Source organism: Bartonella queenslandensis AUST/NH15 (assembly GCF_000312585.1).
Taxonomy (GTDB): Bacteria; Pseudomonadota; Alphaproteobacteria; order Rhizobiales; family Rhizobiaceae; genus Bartonella; species Bartonella queenslandensis_A.
This window is the reverse complement of record NZ_HE997984.1, coordinates 1,828-3,326: the sequence shown is the minus strand read 5'-3', so window position 1 is coordinate 3,326 and position 1,499 is coordinate 1,828. Positions and strand designations below refer to the sequence as shown.

Genomic DNA, 1,499 nt, shown 5'->3' with positions numbered 1-1,499 from the left:
TTAGCTAGGTGTTTATTACCTGCCCTATCATACATGTTGGAAAGACTATCGAGAGCCTTTTTAGTTTCATCTAACAACTGCATCGTAGGCTTATATGTAAGATGCGGAAACTTTTTTGAACGAAACTGTTCTAGTTTTGGATAACGAAAGTCCCTTTTTAAGGTTTGAGCTGCTTGTTTGAGAGCGTCTTGAACGACTTCAAGTTCAAAAAGATTATTAAGATCCCCATAATACTTTTTATCTATTGGAATACGGTATGCTTCTGCATAAAGTGGTCCATGCTCTCTTGCCCCTTTCTCTTCAAGCGCTTTTTTAAAATCCTTCGTATCTCGTAGAGGGGTAATGTTTTCATCTGCCGATTTTTTAAGACGGGTTGTAGCTTGACGCATTCGTTTATCGTGTGCTTCTTGCAAAAGTTTCGAAACCTGCGTATTTTTCTGCCCCATATTTGCAAGGGATACCTCTAAATTCGGACTAATATCTGTCAAAAATGCATTGCGTGGTGCACTGGCAAGACTCTCTGCAACATTCTTAACTTCATCATCATGTAACGTTTTTGCAACTTCCCTAACCGCTTTGGTTTGAAATTGCTTATGAGCAGGATTTAAATATCCTCGTATAAAAGGAGCATTTTGCAATCCCTTTCCCGCTGATCTTACCAATCGAGAAGCACCTGTACCAACAAGAGAACCAAGAGGACCAGCGACAGCCCCAATACTAGCACCAGTTCCTGCCGAAACAAGACGACCATCAAGACCATCTCCTGCTCCAGAACCGTGCAAAGCTCCAGAACCTGCTCCTAAAAGTGCCGCCTTACCAAGATTTCCAAACGCTGATGTTGCCACTGAACCGGCTCTTAAAATTCCTAGCCAAGGGATAAATGATAGTGCTGTCGGTACAAGTGAACCAGCACCATAAGCAATATTAGACCAAATAGGATATTTCTCTGCCAAGGCTTTTAGGTAAGCGCGATGCCTAGCTACCTGTCTATTATATGTTTCCTCTGCTTGTTTATTACCACGCCAATAATTAAGAGGTCCAGCCTCCCAAAGTGCTTGTGCTTCATCACTGTATCCTGCAGAAGCACCAGATATACCATGACTCATAATAGCATCCCCCCACGTAAGATCTTTATCATCAAAGGAAAAATCATCGTACGTTTTTTGAGTATTAGGAACATCTCCAGCAATACCAATCACTTTATATTTCCTAGCCCATTCAGGAAGACGTGATTTATCATAATCTTTAAGTTCAAGGATATCTGTTGCCTTTTGAACATCTCTAGCAATACCAATCACTTTATATTTCCTAGCCCATTCAGGGAGACGTGATTTATCATAATCTTTAAGTTCAAACATGAAACATAACCTATCTGCTTATAACAATTCTTTTACCATCGATATCAGTAACAATAAAATTTGCTTCTTTTGGTAGAGCATCAATTTCTTCTTGACTTTTCACGACAGACAGATTTGCACTGCCTCCTTGTGACATTCCCG

General features: G+C 40.4%; 1 protein-coding gene. It reads right to left on the bottom strand.

Features of this window, described 5'->3' with window-relative positions; genetic code table 11:
• Positions 1-1,358 (bottom strand): glycine zipper family protein (locus BN338_RS02040; protein ID WP_039758578.1); only part of this gene is annotated, 1,358 nt, incomplete at its 3' end.
• Positions 1,359-1,499: the final 141 nt, after the last annotated feature.